The organism is Bacillus nitratireducens (assembly GCF_036320425.1).
GTDB classification, from domain to species: Bacteria; Bacillota; Bacilli; order Bacillales; family Bacillaceae_G; genus Bacillus_A; species Bacillus_A nitratireducens.
The window spans coordinates 917170-932021 of sequence record NZ_JAUMJO010000001.1; the positions used below are offsets into that span (position 1 = coordinate 917170).

Genomic DNA, 14852 nt, shown 5'->3' on the forward strand with positions numbered 1-14852 from the left:
GCGATTTCTACTTTAGAAACCGCATTTTCTCACTTATTTACCTTTTGTTTTTAACTCTGTCCAGTAGCGATCATAGTCTTTTAACTTATCGTCTACATCAACAAGCCATTCTGTACGATCTAATTCTTCTTTCGTTAAGAAAATCATGTGGTTATCACGATATTCTTTACTGTGAAGAGGATGAGCTTTTTCATTTGGATTACTGTAACCAATTGACTCGTAGTTTTTCACACTTACTTTTTCATCTAATAAGTAGTTCATAAACTTCTCTGCAAGCTCTTTATTTTTCGCACCTTTTGGAATTGCTAACGTGTCAGCCCAAATTGTGCCGCCTTCTTTTGGTACAACGTACTCTACATCTTTATTATCTTTTGCGATAAATGCTGCGTCTCCAGACCAAACTGTCCCGATCCAAGCATCTTCTGTAATGAATTTCTGTTTAATATTATCTGTATCGAATGCTAATAAGTTTGGAAGTAGCTTCTGCAAATCAGCTGACGCCGTCTTTAACTGTGCATCCTCTTTCGTGCTATTAGAGAAACCATTTTTCTTAAGTCCCATTCCTAATACTTCACGAGAATCGTTTAATAAAGTAACATGTCCTTTATATTTCTCGTTCCATAAATCATTCCAGCTTGTAGGTGCTTCTTTCACATACTTTTTATTGTATGCAATTCCTGTTACACCCCAAGTATATACTAAAGAATACTTATTCTCTGGATCAAACGCAGGTGTTTTAAAGTTAGAAACAAGATTCTCGATGTTCGGGATGTTCTTCTTATCTAAAGGTGCTAATAAGTCCATCTTCGCCATCGTTTTCACCATGTAATCAGATGGCTGAATTAGGTCATAATTCGCACCACCAGCTTGTAATTTCGCAAGCATTTCTTCGTTACTTGCGTACTTATCATAGTTAATTTTCACGTTATATTTCTTTTCAAAATCTCTTAAAACTTGCTCATCAAAATTGTCAGCCCAGCTATAAATGTTTAATTCTTCTTTTTTCTCACCACAACCAGCAAGTACACCTGCAGCAAGACTGAAGCTAATTGCTACACCAGCTAATCTCTTCACTAATTTCATCAGTTTATTACCTCCTTGTACTTTCTATATCATTCGTATTATAAAGGAAGGTGTCCTCCAGAGTTTTCTTCACCATCTGCACCTTTGTTACGGAAGATTTCAGATAGAACCATTAATCCTACGATAACAACAATTAAAATTGTAGAAAGAGCATTAATTTCAGGTGATACTCCGCGCTTAACCATACTGTAAATATATAATGGCAATGTTGTTGATCCTGGTCCTGATACGAAGAAACTAATTACAAAATCATCAATTGATAATGTGAATGTTAATAATGCTGCTGAAACAACTCCCGGCGCAATTGCTGGAAACGTTACATAGCGAAACGTTTGCCACGGTGTTGCTCCTAAATCATTTGCAGCCTCTTCTAAATCACGTCCCATACTTGAAAGACGTGCCGCTAGAATAACAACAACAAATGAAATACTAAATGTAATATGCGCAATAATAATCGTTACTTGTCCAAGTTCCATACCTAATTGACTAAATAAGATTAGTAAAGATAATCCCATTAAAATATCAGGAATTAGAATCGGTAAGTATACAAGACCATTAATAGCCCCTTCAAAACGATATTTATAACGATGTAATGCAATCGCAAAAATCACACCAAGAATTGTCGTTACAACCGTCGTTATAACTGCAATCGTCATACTATTTATAAACGCATCAATAACATCTTGTTTTTGAAATAAATCTGTATACCAATGGAATGTAAAGCCTTCCCATTCCGCATTAATGCGCGAATCGTTGAAGGAATATACCATTAAAACCATCATTGGAAAATACAAAAACAATAAAATTAACCAAGAATAAGAAACTAGAAACTTCTTCATCTTTGCCTATTCCCCTCCGTTCCCATCATATTTATATACTTTCGTTGCACGATAATATAAGTAAATTAACAGAATAGAGAATAGAACAACAATCATAGATAACGCAGAACCAAACGGCCAATCACGCGAACCTAAGAATTGATTTTGAATTACGTTTCCGATTAACGCTACCTTCGATCCACCCATAACGTCTGATACAACAAACATTCCGATAGAAGAAACGAATACTAAAATAGAACCAGTAACAATCCCTGACATCGTCATCGGTACCGTTACATTCCAAAATGCCTTTACTGGTGTTGCTCCTAAATCATAAGCTGCCTCTAGCTTACGCTTATCAAGCTGCTCAATCGCTGCATACACTGGTAAAATCATAAATGGTAATAAAGAATATACCATTCCGAGTATTACAGAGGGTGTATTATATAGCAGATTTAAAGGTTCACTAATAATACCTAGTTTCAATAGCAATGTGTTTACAAGACCTTGTGAACGTAAAATAACAATCCATGCGTATGAACGAACAAGGAAGTTAATCCAGAACGGAATCGTTGCCAATAATAAAAGGATAGAACGATATTTACGATCAACAATTGTAATTGTATAGGCAAATGGATAACCAATTAATAAACATAGTACTGTCGTAATAACCGCAATTTTTACTGTTTCCCATAACGTCCCCATATATAATGGATCAAACACACGCGCTATGTTATCTAATGTAAATTTCATTTCCACTGTCCCGTATGCTCCGCGCTGCATGAAGGCAAATGCTAATACGAACAAAAGTGGAATTAGGAAGAAGATTAACAGCCATACGACTGTAGGTAATGCGAGTAATTTCCCTTTTTTCAATTTAAGGTCACCTCGTCCTCTTGCTCCCAGCCTACATATACATTATCTCCAATGTTCCACTGCGCTGCTTCTTCAGCAGTTTGATAAGCCATCAGCAATTCTGCTGTTTTCTCATCACGTACATACAGCTTTTCCATATTTCCAACAAACTCAATGTCTTCAATATGTCCAAGATGGTATTCTTTTAAAATTGATTGCTCAACCGAACGAACCTTTACGTTTTCAGGGCGAACTGCTACGTAGTTTTCCCCATTTGTCACGATATTATTTTCACCGATGAACGTCGCCACGAACAATGTTTTCGGCTTATTATAAATTTCTTTAGGCGTGCCGACTTGTTCGATATGCCCTTTATTCATAACGACAATACGATCACTCATACTCATCGCTTCTTCTTGATCATGCGTTACGTATATGAACGTAATTCCTAAATTACGCTGTAAGTTCTTCAATTCACGTTGCAAATCTTTTCGTAACTTAAAGTCAAGCGCTCCAAGTGGCTCATCTAATAGTAATACACGCGGATTATTTACAATTGCTCTTGCAATTGCTACACGCTGCTGCTGTCCACCAGAAAGCTTTGAAGGTTTACGATTACGGAATTCAAGTAACTGCGTTAAACGCATTGCCTCTTCCGCACGTTCTTTCTGTTCTGCAGCTGGTACTTTTTGCATTTTCATACCGAAACAAATATTTTTTTCTACATTCATATGTGGGAATAGTGCGTAATGCTGGAACACTAAGTTCATATGACGCTTGTATGGTGGCAAATCGTTAATCTTTTCATCATCTAATAAAAGATTCCCTTTAGTTGGAGTTTCAAATCCTGCGATCATACGAAGTAAAGTCGTTTTCCCGCAACCACTCGGTCCTAAAATTGTTAAAAATTCTCCTTCTTTAATATCTAAAGAAAGAGGTGGGATAATCACTTGATTTCCAAAATGTTTTTCTACTGCTTCAACTTTAATAATCTTTTTCATTTTCCCGTCCTATCTACCTTAAATTTTAATTTTTATATTCATGAATAAATATTTATGTTCTAATAGACTCTTTTTTGTTTCGATCCAAACAAAAATGGTTATTTAGCAAGCGTTCACTTCTATTCTATATGTAGTATGTTTGATTCATTTTCGCATGATACATATGTCGAACAGAAAAACCCCTTCCATTGCGAAGGGGCTATTATCATACGGCTACGCCTACTGATAAACACCATCATCATTTTAACAACTTTCGTATGAATTTTAAAGCACTTTTTGTAGAAGAGTAACGAATTTTCATGTCGAATGCTGTAGATTGGGACAAAATGCTTTTATAATGGGAAAAAGTCCGAAAACTTTGTTCACCATGATAGCCGCCTAATCCACTGCTCCCCACTCCCCCAAAAGGTAAATATGGCGTTGCAAGATGATACACAACATCATTAATACATCCTCCGCCATATGGGATATTATTCGTCACTTGCTCTTGTACTTTTCTATCTTCAGAAAAAACATATAAAGCTAACGGCTTCGGATGTTGCTGAATCGTTTCAATTACATCTTCTAGTTTGTCATACTCAATGATTGGTAAGATTGGTCCGAAAATTTCATCCTCCATAACAGCACTTTGCCATGTAACATTTGTTAAGACTGTCGGCTCAATGTGCAATGTTTCTTTCTTATAACTCCCGCCAATCACCTGCTTACCGTCTTGTAAAAAGGTACATAATCGTTCAAAATGACGATCGCTCACAATTCTTACGTAATTGTCATTTTGTAAAGGCTCTTTTCCATATTGCTCCGTTATTTCATGTCGTAATGCCTCGATTAGCTGTTCTTTCACTGAAGAATGAACGTACATATAATCAGGTGCCACACACGTCTGTCCCGCATTTAAAAATTTGCCCCAAACGATACGTCTTGCAGTTACATCTAGCTTCGCATCTTTATGCACAATACATGGACTTTTCCCGCCAAGTTCTAACGTAAGAGGCGTTAAATTTTTCGCCGCTGCTTCCATCACAACTTTTCCGACTCCAACACTACCTGTAAAGAAAATATAATCAAACGGCTCCTTTAAAAGTGCAGTGCTTTCCTCCACACCGCCTTCTACTACCGATACAAGCTCTTCTGGGAATAACTCTTCTATCATTCTCGTAAGCATTTTTGAAACGTTAGGTGTTAACTCTGACGGCTTTAAAACAACTGTATTTCCAGCTGCCAGCGCTCCTACTAGAGGTGCAATCGCTAACTGAAACGGATAGTTCCACGGTGCGATAATAAGTGTCACACCGTACGGTTCTGGCACTACTTTCCCCTTTGATCCAAAATGAGTTAGTGCTGTTCGAACTCGCTTCGGTTTACTCCACGATGACATATGTTTCAATTGAAAAGAAATTTCTTTTAATACATATCCCACTTCCGTTGTAAACGACTCATGAGCTGACTTATTTAAATCTAATTTCAATGCTTGAAAGATCTCTTCTTCAAAACGCTGAATTCCATCATAAAGCTTTTTTAAATTATTTTTTCTTGTTTCTATACTTCTCGTATATCCATTATAAAAATATTGCTTTTGTTTATTTACAATAGAAGAAATACTCATTCACTCACCTTCTCCCACTATTTTTATCTAATTCTTTCATTATTTATATAGACTTTATATGTAACAAATTTCTATTCGTAAAGTTACATTATATATGACTTTTCCAGCTATATAAAATTCATTGCTCACAAAAAAAACTACCGAAAGAAATTCTCTCGGTAGTTTTACTGTATTAACGATATAAACGAACAGCACCTGCAGAATTATCATCAGCTTGTCCTACTACTTCAAACTTCAGACCAAGCTTCGGTAAAATACGTCCTGCATCTGGAATTTGCTCATTAATATACGTTTTAGAGTCATCAAACTTCGGTACTCCTGGTAATCCATCGTATACGAATGTTCCACGCGTTGGAGATACAACTTTCCAAGCTGGCGTTTTGTCGAATGAGAACGCCGAATCAGCAATTTGGAATCGCGTACTGCTTTTAAATGTTGGTTTGCCATTTAGAGTTCCTGCAATTGCTTCTGGATGAGAGTCAACTACACCAAGGAAACCATGTCCTGGATGTATGCCAACCCAGTTATCTGTGTAAGCTGAATCCGCATACCATACAACCATACCAGTGTTATATACTGGACCGCGAGCAAATTTCAATGCGTTATCTGAACCCGCATAGTTTCTCCACTCTACATAGTAGTTATGTTTTTTCTTATCCATTCCGTTAGATGCAACGAAACCATCCAATTTGAATTGTGGTGTACCTTCTGCATCATCAGAGAATACAACATTTCCATCTACAGTTAGTGACGCGTTATCAAGTGTGAATCCATTTAACGCTAATCCACCATCTGTAATATATTCAAATACTAGTTTCACTTTCTTACCTTTGAATTGACTTAAATCATATGATTTATCAACCCATTTTCCATTTGTCGTAGCTGCATTTCCACTATTTGCTTTCTCACCAAGTCTTTCAATCAACGTTTTTTGACCGTCTTCTGTTACAGCGTGTACTTCAAGGAAATCGTACTCCGCTTCGATTTCATACAATGACTTATAATCGAATTTTGCAGTCGTTGCTTTCGTTAAATCGAATAGTGGCGTTTCCATCGTTGTATGAAGGTCATCACCCTTTGTGCTGTAGTAATACTGTTTACCAAATGCAGGCTGAATTCCTTTTACCTCTTTATCTGGTAAGTTAACACGAATCAGACCTGGACGATCTGACTTCGTAACACTTTGGTCTAAGTATGTTGCTAGACCGATACCTTTATTTAATTTCTCGTAATCTACCTCTACGATATTTGCCCAGTTACCACCTATTGTTTTTTGGAAAAACTCTTTATTTTGTGGTGATAAACTCGTTGGTGTTGTTCCAGCAATTTTACCAGCCCAGCTACCACCACTCATAATAGACCAAGCTTCAACCGGCTCACCATCACCGCTATATTGTGTATCATACTCATCTGGAAGACCTAAATCATGGCCATATTCATGTGCGAATACACCAACCGCGCCATCTTCTGGTTCAATTGTGTAGTCGAATGCTGCCATATTTCCGCCCCAATATGGAACTTTCGCTTGTGTACCTTCAATTGCGAATGGTTTTGGTCCAACTGTCCAGCGATGTGACCAAATTGCATCATCACCTAATTTACCGCCACCTGCTTCTTGTCCAACACCCGCATGAATAATCATTAAGTGATCGATTAAACCGTCCGGTTGATTTTGATTTCCATCACCATTTACATCGTATTGATCGAACTGATCAAACTGTGATAAATCAAGTCCGCTATCTACAGCTGCTTTTAATGCATCTTTTACTAGATCACGTGGTCCTTTTGGTCCTTTATTATCATGACCTGTACCAGCATCAGCACCATAATCAGCTGCTTTACCAGGAACCGTTAACCATTTTGTAACTGTTCCATCCACTGTGTAGCTACCACCAGATTGCTCTTCATAATATTGTTTAAACGTTTCAATTTTACTTCCATCATCTAGTGTAAACGGCTCGTTACCGAATAACATTTTTTCATAATGCTCTTTATTAAAATCGTTGGAGTACATGTAACCAGGCTCTTTATCAATATTGTTATGTTTGAAATCAGCGTACTCTACAAGCAAAACAAGTACTTTATCTTTACGAACTTCACCGTTATATTCTTTTTGCTTAGCAGGTGAAGTTGGCACTTTCCCATTTAAGCCGCCTCTAACTGGACCTGCTCCCGCTGCAGTCCCGTTTGCTGGTTGCTCTAATTTTTCTTTCGTGTCTGCTTTCGCATCTTTCACTTTCTTTAAAAAGTCAGATGCATCTTTCGTAAGTTGGTCCCCATTTGCCGCTTCTTTCCCAGGATTTTCACCCTTTTTGTTCTCTACATACTTTTCGACAGCTTTCTTTGTTTCTTTCTCTGAAGCTGACGAATCAATTACCCCACGTTTTTTCAGTGCATCTGCTAAACGCTCTTCTGGAATTAAATGGTCATCAACTGGACTCGTAGCTGTTTTATTCCCAGGTGTTTCAGCGTACGCAGACTGAGTGCCCGCGCTGAATGAAAGACCTAATGCAGCTGTCAAAGCAATTGATGATAATACTTTAAATGGTTTCTTTTTCATCCCTTATTTCCTCCCCTAATAAATAATATGTATTACAATTTAAATTTTATTAAAAATTCAATATTTTTTCAATATTTAGTTATATTATGTAATTTTTTTAATATATTTGTAAAAATTACATAGTTAATATACGAATATATCACAATTCAACAATATTTTCAGAAAATATTGAAAATATTTGTCAGAAACTTTATAATCGCCATAGAGGGAATTTAATGGGGATTTTATCTTTGTTTCATCTACAAAACATTCGATAATTTGACACATAAAATATAAAAATCGGTTAATTATCGTCTACTATGTAGCAGCAATTATGACCAATAATTAGGGAGGAATTACATTTGTACAAAGATAAGACTGACTCACTAGATCAAGAATGGATTGATTTAATACTTGAAGCTCTAGATGCTGGCATTGCCCTGCAAGATATTGAACACTTTTTTCAACGTATGAAGCATACGAGCCAGGCTCAATAGCCTCGTTCTTTTTAGCGAATTTTATGTTATAATAATCACATCATAAGACGACTACATATTGATAGAAAGGTGCGCAAATATGATAGGAGAACGTATAAAACGCCTTCGTTTACAAAAAGGCATTTCACTAACAGAACTCGCCGAAAAAGCTGGCGTTGCTAAATCTTACATTAGTTCTATAGAACGAAATTTACAAAAAAACCCTTCCATACAGTTTCTTGAAAAAATCGCAGCTGTTCTACAAATTCCAGTTGATACTTTACTTCACGACGAGACAACAACGGAAAGTCACCTAGACTCCGAATGGACACAGCTCGTTAAAGATGCGATGAGCTCTGGTGTCTCAAAAGAACAGTTTCGTGAATTTCTCGAGTTTACACAATGGAAGAAAAATCAAAAATAATACATAGTAAGGAGTGCTTAAAACTGCACTTCTTTTTCTTTATAAAAAAAAGCGGGGGATACCCGCTTTTGATTTATTATTTTTCTTCGCCATCTGTTTGGCTTGCGTTGAATGTCCATTCTAAGTTCAATGAATCGCCTTGGAATTTGTTTTGATCTGTACCATCATCTTCGAATACAAATTGTACCCATAGATAGTCTTCTGTTCCAGCTTCTAAGCCACCTTTTTCACCCCACTCCGGAGCAAAAATGTCTTTAGCTAAAACATCTGGATCCACATTTTGTAAATCTGCTAAAGTTGTTTCATATACAGGCTCACTTTGTTTATCCCAGTTCCAAAGGAATTTCACTTTAATATGCTTACCGAAGTCTTCACCAGCATTATCACCTTTTGCATCTGCAATACTGTACTTTGTCGCTAATTTAACATCTTTAATTGCTAACGTTCCGTTGTTCTGTAATAAGAACTCTTTCTTAACTGAATCCCCTGGCTTTAGGTCTTTAATATCAACAATTGTTTTAGGGTTTAAAGCAAGATCTAATGTCCCAGCTGCAAATGTATTGTTCGACACTTCTTTATCGCTAAAGAATGCGAATGTTCCTCCACCAATTAAAGATAACCCCAGTGCTGCTGATGCAACTCCCATACCTAATTTTTTCTTTAGACTCACAATAAATTCCCCCTAGCTTTTTTTTGTATTTTTACATGCTTATTTCTTATTTCAAATAAGAGGTGTAACTAAAACTATATTAGCTTAGCTAATATTTGTTCTTTTTTGAAAACCTCAAGTTCATTATAACGAACGAAACTATATAAATACAACATATTTTTTGATTATTTTTATTTCTCAACATTTTTTACTTTTCCCAGAAAATTATTGAGAAATAAAATAAAACTTTAATCAGTGTTTTTTGTCCATCCCACTGATTATTAACCTTCACCAAATAACGTGCGGCCAACTAACTTCCTCGCATTTGTTGAATTTTTTGGCCCTTATACCTTTGAAAAAACAAAGCAAACAGATGAGTAGTAGGGCTCTCTCATCTATTTGTCTTATGATTGTATTTATACCTTCCGAAATGCTGCTGTATTTTACTTGCTATTCCTATTTCTTCTGTTCTTCTTGTTTCTTGCTCTCTTCTAACTTTTTCGCTTCTTCTTGCTTCTTACTTTCCTCTAGCTTTTTCGCTTCTTCTTGCTTCTTACTCTCTTCTAACTTTTTCGCTTCTTCTTGCTTCTTACTTTCCTCTAGCTTTTTCGCTTCTTCTTGCTTCTTATTTTCCTCTAGCTTTTCCGCTTCTTCTTGCTTCTTACTCTCTTCTAGCTTTTTCGCTTCTTCCTGCTTCTTACTCTCTTCTAGCTTTTTCGCTTCTTCCTGCTTCTTACTCTCTTCTAGCTTTTTCGCTTCTTCCTGCTCCTTACTCTCTTCTAGGTTCTTTTGCTTTTCTATTTCATCTACTAATAATTTCTCAAAAGCTTGAATTTGTTTATCAATTACCTGTAAATTAACCTCTTTATCAACATACTCACAGTTTTCTTTCACTATATGAAAACCAGCATTCACATAAGAGAATACTTGCTTAGTAGGTTCACTTTTATTTTTCTTTAACTCTTCTTTCACTTCGTTATACGGATTTTCTATTGATACATATACTTTTTGTAACAGTTCTCTCTCCGCAACAATTTTCTCACGTCCTTGTTTCCACGTAGCAAGTGTCTGTTCTAGCTCTTGAGTGGAAGTGAAAGTTAATTTTGATTTCATCTCTCCATACTCATGCAAAATAACTTCCTTATGCTGAATAGCTTGCTTTGTTAGCTGATCAACTGTTTTTGGAAAAATACTTGCTGTAGAAATAGTAGCCTGCACTTTCGTCTCATGAATGAAAGCTGCTTCGGTATAAGTCATCATTTGAGAACCTAAATAAAAAGTAATAGAGCACAAACATGGCAATATAAGCATCTTTTTGAATTTGCGAGGTGCCTTAAGCATTTTAATCTCTCCTATCGAACAACTTGTTCTTTATCAAGAACTATATCTTTATTATAATAAAGTGAATTACAAAATGAAATACAAATTATGTTTCTTCTTACATTTCCCGTTTAGCACAAAAAGAGACTACTTTTGATAGTCTCTTTTCAGTATGATTATTTCTTCTCCACACCATCGCCTTGTTGTGCCTCAAATGTCCATTTTAATTGAAGTTTATCACCTTGGAATTCATTTTGATTTTCATTTTTATTTTTGAAGTGGAATTTCACTTTAAATGAATCACTAGTTCCTGCTTCAATACCTTTCTCAGGCGACAGCCAACTTACTATATCGTTTTCTGCAGCAGTCAGTGTTGTACTCTTCAACTCTTTTAATGTCATTCTCTTAATTACGTCCTCTTGTTTATCAATATTTTTTAAGAAAACTACTTCAATGTCTTCACCAAAGTCTCTCTTATTATCCTTCTTCACATCTTCTACATCATACTCCGTATTTAATAATACTTTTTTAATATCTAATGTACCTTTATTCTCTAACGTAAACTCTTTTTCAATTGTATCACCTGGTTTTAAATTATCCACTTTCACAATTGTTGATGGGTTCAGCGCTAAATCCAATGTCCCAGACGCAAATGTATTATTTGACACTTCTTTATCGCTAAAGAATGCAAATGTTCCTCCACCAACTAATGCTGCACCTAATACTGCTGATGTGATACCCATCCCTAATTTTTTCTTTAAAGTCATGTCCAAATCCCCCATAATATATATATTTGTTAATTTCCTAATAGGAAATTATAACTAAGATAACTAGACGGATTGTTCTACTTTTTTATCTTTCTTTTCTCCGTCGATGCTACGAATAGCGCCAAAAATAGAAATCGCGGAATAGCCAAGTAAAAAGACTCCTGGAATAATAAGCAGTAATGCTGATCCCGCTTTTGAACTCGCATAATTCAGTCCATAACCAAGGTATGGAACTGTAATATCTGCATATTTTCCGACTACATTCTCTGCAAGTACTGGTGCTAAATCTGGTCCATTGTTGTTATCCCCTTTTGTTTCATACATTACTTTTCCGTTTATATCTTTCACACCGATAATACGGTGAGTGACAATTTTGTTATCTTTCTCTTTAAACGTAATAACATCACCTTTTTGATATTTAGAACCATCTTTCGTTGGCTCTATCGCAATGATTGACCCTGTCAAAAATGTTGGTTCCATCGACCCTGAAAGAACGCTCTTAAATTGATATCCCATCACTGTTGGATCACCACCACTCGCTTTTGAAGAAATAACTACAAAAGCTAAACAAACCATTACCGCAAATAAAACAAATGAGATAACGTTGCTAATCACTTTCCAAATTAATTTCATCATCTCTCTCCCTCTCCGGTGTTTTATATTATTTGAAGTATGCAATATCCACCTTCGTTCTCTAGCAAGAACACAACTAAATAATATAACGAACAGTAGAGGAATGCAATAAGAAAATTTACAATTATTAGTTATCTTCAAGAGGTATATTAACGCAAAAAAGACCGTGACAAAATCTCATCACAGTCTCCATATTAGCTATTTACTTCTCTTCTGATTTCATGCCTTGGTTATTTCGGCGCAGCACTACATATAAAATCGCTCCAAATAATACAATCGCACCTATCCCAACACTTATCACTTTCACATTTGATTCCTTTACTTCAGGTTCAACTGTATCTTTTTTAGGCATTGCAAAAGTAACATCTTCTTTTGAAAGAACATTTATAGTCGCAATCGTTTGATTATTTTTTATAATATCTACCGCACCAACTACTTCACCGCGATGAATTCCTTTTTGGTACAAAGATTCTTTATCCACTGAATTAACCCGAAAAGCCGTTTTTACATTTTTCCCTTCATCTTTCTTTAACATAAGCTCAGCACTTTTTTCGAGCTCAGAATCAACATCTTTATTTAAATACGTTGTCTTTTGATGCCAACTATGTTTATCTAGTACAGTTTGCTTCGTAAATTGCCCAAAAGAATATTCCGCCATCTGCTTCAAATCTTCATAAATTTCAGGTCTTTGAGAAGCCATTACTACATTTATAATACGATTACCATCCTTCTCATTTAATAAAACGAGCGTATTGCGCGCTTCATTCGTAAATCCTGTCTTACCACCCATGCTATATGGATTTTCAAAATAAGTAGACTTATTAAAAATAGACACTGTTTGTGTAGATGTCGTAACCGTCGTTCTTTTCGTATTCATCGCTTGTAAAATTTCGGGATACTTTTGTACACCTCTCGTAATCATTGCCATATCATACGGCGTCGTATAATGATTTGGATCATGCAATCCATTCGGCGTTACAAAATGGCTATCTTTAGCCCCTAATTGCTTCGCCTTTTCATTCATCATATTGGCGAAATTTTCAACACTTCCTCCAATACGCTCCGCAATCGCATACGACACATCATTTGCACTCAGCACCATTAAAATCATAAGTGCGGTATTTCTATTAATAGTCTCACCAGGTTGAAACTCAATTTGATAATTACTCTTCTCTTGATCTAATGCTAATTGTGAAAACGTAAATTGATCCTCTGGCTTCGTATGCTCCATCAGTAAAATCGCCGTTAACACTTTTGTCATACTAGCAGGAAACGCACGATGATGTGCATTTTTGTCGTACAACACATCTCCTGTTTTTGCATCAATCGTAGTCGCAAACTGACTAAAAACATTCGGCCCTTCCGCAGGCGGCGGTGCCACTTGCTCCGGATTTACCCCAATATTCGTCTCAGCATATAACGTCATAGGCGTCAAAAAAAATAAACAAATAACCGTAACAAAAACCGAAATTTTCTTAAAATTTACCATATGACTCTCCCTTTTCCCTTTACTTTCACATTCTATAAAATAACTCTACCAATCTTCTCTTTGTAAAATTTGTATTAAATTGGAAGAATATTCACTATTTTTTACTATATCATACCTTTACGATGAAGAACATAAATATACAATAAAAAATAAGAAGGAATTACTCTTTCTTATCCTTCTCATCAATCAACGAATCTATTAACTTTTGCCCAGCCTCCTCGGCTGTAATCTCATCCGTCATCCCCATAAACGACCAACCTTTAGAATCGACCCACTCAACAAACTCTTGCAAAAACTCATCATGCGTCACATCCACATCAAGAATCGATCCATTAATCGAAATCGTTCTATTTCTAGACACACGCATCTTGAACGTTTTTCTTACCATTACAATAATTCTCCCTCTACTCCTGAATATTTATAAATATCTTGTACTTCATTTATACATGATTTCTTGAAAATTGTAAAAAGGATATATTGGCCAATTTGTATATTTAAAATGAAAATCTCTTATTATATAACCCTCACACTACATTCATTTGATCATAAATTGCATAATACATCCATATAAAAAACAAAACAACTTACATTTTATCACTTCAAATACAAATGACTTTAGTACAATAAAATAGAATATACTAGAAAAAACTGAAAATGAGGAGGAACTCCATGGCGCGTTGCACGTATTGTAAAACGAAGTGGAAAGTAAAAGATGTATGGTCACTTCTCATAGCATTTGAAAAAAATTGTCCGTATTGTTTCGGAAGACAATATATGTCTAATGATACCTTTCATCATGCTAACGCCGCTTTACCTTTGCTATTCTTATGTCCTTTACTTGTTGATCTAAGTGACGAAAATCCTTTAGATAAATATCGAAAATAGTATAACCGCTACATTCAAAACCTACTTTCTATTCAGTTCTCTCCTTATTAATTCTCCCTTTATCCACTACTAGTATACTTGCACATGCTCCATCTTTAAAAACTTACTATAAAAATATTGTAAAATTTCAGTTAATTATATATAATTGCTTTAGCATAATGATTAAAGATGCTACTACATAAGCATTTTTAAAGATCCCGTAGCTCAGCAGGGAGAGCGCCACCTTGACAGGGTGGAGGTCGTGAGTTCGAACCTCTCCGGGGTCATACAGTTAGTTATATCAAGGGTTTGAGTACGTTTCTTAACA

At 35.7% G+C, this 14852-nt stretch carries 15 protein-coding genes and 1 tRNA gene; 4 read left to right on the top strand and 12 right to left on the bottom strand.

All coding sequences use genetic code 11. From position 1 onward, the window contains the following. Nucleotides 1–33 precede the first annotated feature (33 nt). From potD to inhA1, 6 genes are all read right to left on the bottom strand, one after another. The gene (potD, locus tag Q3V31_RS04860; RefSeq protein ID WP_000780027.1) at nt 34–1083 is read right to left on the bottom strand and encodes a spermidine/putrescine ABC transporter substrate-binding protein PotD; all 1050 of its coding nucleotides are present in this window, start codon (nt 1081–1083) and stop codon (nt 34–36) included. A 38-nt stretch (nt 1084–1121) separates the two neighbouring features. Then, the gene (potC, locus tag Q3V31_RS04865; protein WP_000714188.1) at nt 1122–1922 is read right to left on the bottom strand and encodes a spermidine/putrescine ABC transporter permease PotC; all 801 of its coding nucleotides are present in this window, start codon (nt 1920–1922) and stop codon (nt 1122–1124) included. 6 nt (nt 1923–1928) lie between these two features. Continuing rightward, on the bottom strand, nt 1929–2777 hold the full coding sequence (potB, locus tag Q3V31_RS04870) for a spermidine/putrescine ABC transporter permease PotB (protein WP_000715507.1): 849 nt from the start codon (nt 2775–2777) through the stop codon (nt 1929–1931). Further along, nucleotides 2774–3757, bottom strand: a complete 984-nt coding sequence (gene potA, locus Q3V31_RS04875; RefSeq protein ID WP_097871637.1) for a spermidine/putrescine ABC transporter ATP-binding protein PotA — start codon at nt 3755–3757, stop codon at nt 2774–2776. Before potA ends, potB begins: the two co-directional genes overlap by 4 nt. Before the next feature lie 238 nt (nt 3758–3995). Beyond that, entirely contained in the window at nt 3996–5363 is a 1368-nt protein-coding gene (locus Q3V31_RS04880) for an aldehyde dehydrogenase (RefSeq protein ID WP_071735048.1), read from the bottom strand. A 172-nt stretch (nt 5364–5535) separates the two neighbouring features. Continuing rightward, entirely contained in the window at nt 5536–7923 is a 2388-nt protein-coding gene (gene inhA1, locus Q3V31_RS04885; RefSeq protein ID WP_000728978.1) for a M6 family metalloprotease immune inhibitor InhA1, read from the bottom strand. 341 nt (nt 7924–8264) lie between these two features. On the opposite strand from inhA1, the gene Q3V31_RS04890 reads away from it, so the two are divergent. Together Q3V31_RS04890 and Q3V31_RS04895 are read left to right on the top strand one after the other, a co-directional pair. Then, on the top strand, nt 8265–8399 hold the full coding sequence (locus Q3V31_RS04890) for an anti-repressor SinI family protein (protein WP_000276220.1): 135 nt from the start codon (nt 8265–8267) through the stop codon (nt 8397–8399). Between the two features lie 79 nt (nt 8400–8478). Next, nucleotides 8479–8802 carry a helix-turn-helix domain-containing protein gene (locus Q3V31_RS04895; protein WP_000578889.1) on the top strand — a complete coding sequence of 108 codons (324 nt, stop codon included), beginning with the start codon at nt 8479–8481 and terminating at the stop codon, nt 8800–8802. A gap of 76 nt (nt 8803–8878) precedes the next feature. Here Q3V31_RS04895 and calY read toward each other — a convergent pair whose 3' ends face one another. From calY to Q3V31_RS04925, 6 genes are all read right to left on the bottom strand, one after another. Then, nucleotides 8879–9472, bottom strand: a complete 594-nt coding sequence (gene calY, locus Q3V31_RS04900; protein ID WP_000053716.1) for a biofilm matrix protein CalY — start codon at nt 9470–9472, stop codon at nt 8879–8881. 435 nt (nt 9473–9907) lie between these two features. Further along, complete coding sequence (locus Q3V31_RS04905) at nt 9908–10792, bottom strand: DUF4047 domain-containing protein (protein ID WP_329762590.1); 885 nt, start codon at nt 10790–10792, stop codon at nt 9908–9910. 155 nt (nt 10793–10947) lie between these two features. Beyond that, on the bottom strand, nt 10948–11538 hold the full coding sequence (locus tag Q3V31_RS04910) for a TasA family protein (protein WP_000172857.1): 591 nt from the start codon (nt 11536–11538) through the stop codon (nt 10948–10950). A gap of 63 nt (nt 11539–11601) precedes the next feature. Continuing rightward, the gene (sipW, locus tag Q3V31_RS04915) at nt 11602–12171 is read right to left on the bottom strand and encodes a signal peptidase I SipW (RefSeq protein ID WP_000767816.1); all 570 of its coding nucleotides are present in this window, start codon (nt 12169–12171) and stop codon (nt 11602–11604) included. Nucleotides 12172–12373: 202 nt separating this feature from the next. Next, on the bottom strand, nt 12374–13660 hold the full coding sequence (locus Q3V31_RS04920) for a D-alanyl-D-alanine carboxypeptidase family protein (RefSeq protein ID WP_000247044.1): 1287 nt from the start codon (nt 13658–13660) through the stop codon (nt 12374–12376). Between the two features lie 160 nt (nt 13661–13820). Further along, on the bottom strand, nt 13821–14048 hold the full coding sequence (locus tag Q3V31_RS04925) for a hypothetical protein (RefSeq protein WP_000251863.1): 228 nt from the start codon (nt 14046–14048) through the stop codon (nt 13821–13823). A gap of 281 nt (nt 14049–14329) precedes the next feature. Between Q3V31_RS04925 and Q3V31_RS04930 the strand changes: the two genes are divergently transcribed. Both Q3V31_RS04930 and Q3V31_RS04935 read left to right on the top strand, forming a co-directional pair. After that, the gene (locus tag Q3V31_RS04930) at nt 14330–14545 is read left to right on the top strand and encodes a hypothetical protein (RefSeq protein WP_097871633.1); all 216 of its coding nucleotides are present in this window, start codon (nt 14330–14332) and stop codon (nt 14543–14545) included. Between the two features lie 193 nt (nt 14546–14738). Beyond that, nucleotides 14739–14811: transfer RNA gene (locus Q3V31_RS04935), tRNA-Val, on the top strand. The last annotated feature ends 41 nt before the right edge of the window (nt 14812–14852 follow it).

Coding starts and splice junctions, on each gene's coding strand:
- potD (WP_000780027.1), bottom strand. CDS start 1,083: ATGAAATTAGTGAAGAGATTAGCTGGTGTAGCAATTAGCTTCAGTCTT.
- potC (WP_000714188.1), bottom strand. CDS start 1,922: ATGAAGAAGTTTCTAGTTTCTTATTCTTGGTTAATTTTATTGTTTTTG.
- potA (WP_097871637.1), bottom strand. CDS start 3,757: ATGAAAAAGATTATTAAAGTTGAAGCAGTAGAAAAACATTTTGGAAAT.
- Q3V31_RS04880 (WP_071735048.1), bottom strand. CDS start 5,363: ATGAGTATTTCTTCTATTGTAAATAAACAAAAGCAATATTTTTATAAT.
- inhA1 (WP_000728978.1), bottom strand. CDS start 7,923: ATGAAAAAGAAACCATTTAAAGTATTATCATCAATTGCTTTGACAGCT.
- Q3V31_RS04895 (WP_000578889.1), top strand. CDS start 8,479: ATGATAGGAGAACGTATAAAACGCCTTCGTTTACAAAAAGGCATTTCA.
- Q3V31_RS04905 (WP_329762590.1), bottom strand. CDS start 10,792: ATGCTTAAGGCACCTCGCAAATTCAAAAAGATGCTTATATTGCCATGT.
- Q3V31_RS04910 (WP_000172857.1), bottom strand. CDS start 11,538: ATGACTTTAAAGAAAAAATTAGGGATGGGTATCACATCAGCAGTATTA.
- sipW (WP_000767816.1), bottom strand. CDS start 12,171: ATGAAATTAATTTGGAAAGTGATTAGCAACGTTATCTCATTTGTTTTA.
- Q3V31_RS04920 (WP_000247044.1), bottom strand. CDS start 13,660: ATGGTAAATTTTAAGAAAATTTCGGTTTTTGTTACGGTTATTTGTTTA.
- Q3V31_RS04925 (WP_000251863.1), bottom strand. CDS start 14,048: ATGGTAAGAAAAACGTTCAAGATGCGTGTGTCTAGAAATAGAACGATT.
- Q3V31_RS04930 (WP_097871633.1), top strand. CDS start 14,330: ATGGCGCGTTGCACGTATTGTAAAACGAAGTGGAAAGTAAAAGATGTA.